The 2,950-nt window shown below is 33.1% G+C and carries 3 protein-coding genes; 2 read left to right on the top strand and 1 reads right to left on the bottom strand.

Features of this window, described 5'->3' with window-relative positions:
* Positions 1-187: 187 nt before the first annotated feature.
* Positions 188-1,363, bottom strand: coding sequence for an IS110 family RNA-guided transposase (locus tag HMPREF0634_RS01160; RefSeq protein ID WP_007788244.1), 1,176 nt, complete (start codon positions 1,361-1,363; stop codon positions 188-190).
* Positions 1,364-1,635: 272 nt separating this feature from the next.
* On the opposite strand from HMPREF0634_RS01160, the gene HMPREF0634_RS01155 reads away from it, so the two are divergent.
* Positions 1,636-2,439, top strand: a complete 804-nt coding sequence (locus HMPREF0634_RS01155) for a hypothetical protein (RefSeq protein ID WP_040565585.1) — start codon at positions 1,636-1,638, stop codon at positions 2,437-2,439.
* A 4-nt stretch (positions 2,440-2,443) separates the two neighbouring features.
* Positions 2,444-2,944 (top strand): hypothetical protein, encoded by a 501-nt coding sequence (locus HMPREF0634_RS01150; protein WP_040565584.1) that lies wholly within the window; start codon positions 2,444-2,446, stop codon positions 2,942-2,944.
* Positions 2,945-2,950: the final 6 nt, after the last annotated feature.

Below are 2,950 nucleotides of genomic sequence, written 5' to 3'. Positions count from 1 at the left end.
AACTTGACACTGTCAGAGAAAACATTTATATTTACAAACTGAAATTATTATGTTATAATACAAGTAAGTATTTTTAAAGACCAGCTATCAAATGTCAATACAAAATAAAAAATAAATTTTGCACTGACATTATTGCATAACAAATAAGCCTAATGAATAGGCTTAAAAAAATTAATAATACTGACAACTAAATATTTGGAGTATACGGTTTTTGATCTCTTAGGACAGCGAATATAATATTGGTCAATTTCCTTGCAACAGCCCCTATAGCTGTGCCATGAGCTTTGCCTCGTACTCTCAATCCTTTATAGTATATGGATAAGGCAGGGTCCTTAAAGGCTGCTACAGTGGCGGCAAGCCAAATAGAACGCCTTAAGTAAGGCGAACCTCGCTTGGAAAGTTTTGTATTTGTGGCTGAAAAATCGCCGGATTGTTTTGTCCGTGTGTCTAAACCGGCATAGGCAACAAGTTGGTTTGCTCTTTCAAACCTAGAAATATTGCCTATCTCGGATACTATGGACGCACCTAAAACACTACCAATACCCGTTATTGTACTAATGACCGGACATATATCCTCAAGCAAGCTACTAATCTCAATTTCAATTTCTTTAAGTTGTTCTTCTAGGAATGAAATTTGGCTAATTATTTGCTTGATTTGGAAAGAAAAAGACCTTTTTGCAAACTTAATTCCAAAAGATTCCCTGGCACGGGATTGGATTTCTTTGGCTTTATTTATGCCAAGACGACCCTTGCTACACTCACAAAGTAAGTTACCAAGCTCCTCAGCAGGAATTGACAGCATGTCTTCCGGTAAAGGATATTTTGACAACAGTTCCTTTGAGGTAACACCATATATATTTGAAAAAAGACTTGAGTACTCAGGGAAAACTTGGTCAAGTATAGCTACAAGTTTTCTTTTCCAATCTGAGCATTCATCAACTAAGGCAAACCTATATCTAGTTAAATTTCTAAGGGCAAATGTATTCTCATCGGAAAAATTAGATATAGAGAACTCTCCAAAACGCATTATTTGAGCAATTATAAATGAATCAACTGAATCATTCTTAGTTTGTCTAACATACATTTTCCTAAAAGCATCAGACTGAATTGGATTTATAACATAGCACGTAAATCCTAGATCAACGATGTATGAGAACAAACTTATCCAATAATGACCAGTTGCTTCCATTCCAATAATGCAATTATTAGTTGTTACACCAAATTCAGCAATAAAATTATTGAACTTTTCTATCCCTTTTGTGGAATTAGGAAAAGAAATACTTTTGGATAAGCTTTTTCCAGAAGAATCAATTATTGAAGCTTCGTGGTTTTTCTTAGCAATATCAATACCTATGTAAAACATAAAATCACCTTGCTTTCATATATTTTAGATAGAGAAAGAACCCTCTAAAACTTTACGACAATGCAACCTCGTTAGATATACAGCAACTTGGTGCTATCCAGCTAATACGCATAAAGACGTAAAGAAGAGGCGTAAGCCTTTTTAAGGAAGATATGACTTCAAGGAGGAAGCTACGACCTCTATCTATACTAATATTATCCCACAAAGAAGAGGGGATAGAAAAGAAAAAAAGTAGTTTTAACTACAAGTATATTATACGAGGAGGAGTTATTATGAAAATGAAAAAAATGCTTTTTGTATCTCTTGGTACCATTCTCACATTATCCACTATTTCGGCTAATGCTATAGCTTCTACATTGAATGAAAATTGCATTGAACGTGTAACATCTACAAATGTTGAGTCTTTCGTTGATGTTGATCCAGCTTTAAATTCACTAGAAAATGAGCTTAAAAACAAAGGTACAACAATCAATGAGCAACTGGAAAAATTTTTAGAAGAGGATTTAAAATATTTTTCTCCAGAGGAAGCAGAATTAGTTAAAAAAGGCATAAAAAGACAAGATGTAGTAATGAATGATACATCTTTAAATGCTGATTACAAATTAAACGCATTTTTGCCTGAGTACAAGCTTCCATCTATTATGTCTGATACGGCAATCGCCGAAGCCGCTCTAGCATATCTTAAATATAAAGGTTACACTCTTTCTGCCCATTTACTATCAAGAGCACTTTATGTTAGATCAAGCCAAGAGTATCAACCTCCAAACGAAATGAAACGTTTCTTATATAAGACAGAGGCGTATAAATCTCTTCGTAGAAAAGATAAATATCCTAATGGAAGTGTAAAAGATGCCGAATTTAAAAATACATATAATAGAGATGAAGCAGATGCACATTATTCTATTTACCATTTTAGGGCTGAAATGACACACAATAGAGTAAAAATAAAAGATACATATGACTACGATGAAGGAAAAAGTGAAGGAGCTGTTGGCGTAGCAGTGGATGCTCTTGCTCGATTACAAAAAAAAGGTTTGTTTGTTGCATATCCTCTAAGAATACATCTTGAGAGGTGATGTTATGAAAAAATACTTTGCATTATTTATACTTTTATTGAGCCTATCTTTATCAACTGGATGCACAGGTGGTAGTGAATCTACAAATAAACATATCTCAGATAAAATAATGAACACTACTTTGAGTGGCTTAAATATAAAAGGAGAATTTTCTGAAGCGTATTCCAAATATGATGACGTTGGCTGGCCATCAGATGGCTTTAGATACATGGTTGTAAAATTCGACCAGGACATAAGCCCTGATATCGAAAAAAATTTCAATAATTATTCTATAGATAAATTAGATTATAATAAGTCCATTGAGAGTATTGAAAAGCATTGCGATATAAAAGAGTTAGTTGATACTATCAAGATTGATTTTTCCAAGAATAAAGATTCCGTATATGGTATCAAAAAAGTCTTCAGAGATGAAGATGCGAAAAATGAGGATTTTGCAAGTGAAATATATATCTTATCTTATGATAAATCTATTAAAACCTTATATCTATTAATTGATTACATGTAGTATGAT

The sequence above is a fragment of the Peptostreptococcus stomatis DSM 17678 genome, from assembly GCF_000147675.1.
GTDB classification, from domain to species: domain Bacteria; phylum Bacillota; class Clostridia; order Peptostreptococcales; family Peptostreptococcaceae; genus Peptostreptococcus; species Peptostreptococcus stomatis.
The sequence above is the reverse complement of the archived record's forward strand: the minus strand, read 5'-3'. Positions and strand labels throughout refer to the sequence as shown.